The organism is Parendozoicomonas verongulae (assembly GCF_009711465.1).
GTDB lineage: Bacteria > Pseudomonadota > Gammaproteobacteria > Pseudomonadales > Endozoicomonadaceae > Sansalvadorimonas > Sansalvadorimonas verongulae.
Window position 1 is genome coordinate 1 of record NZ_SMME01000113.1, and the last position, 266, is coordinate 266.

1 pseudogene is annotated in these 266 nt (G+C 56.4%); it reads left to right on the top strand.

Annotated features, from left to right (window positions below):
- Positions 1 to 266 (top strand): annotated as a pseudogene (locus tag E1189_RS00135) (site-specific DNA-methyltransferase); the annotation flags it as partial.

The window sequence follows — 266 nt, forward strand, 5'->3', positions numbered from 1 at the left end:
CAGGCCGATATGTGCTGGACTGACCCGCCCTACAACGTCGATTACGAGGGCAAGACCAAGGACGCCCTGAAGATCGACAACGACAAAATGAGCGGCGAGAACTTTTACCTGTTCCTGCTGGATTACTTCACCCGCATCTGTGAAATCACCAAACCCGGCGGCCCCATCTACGTCGCTCATGCCGATACCGAGGGCACCAACTTTCGCACAGCTCTGGTGGCGTCAGGCTTTGAGCTGAAGCAGTGCCTCGTCTGGGTGAAGAACAC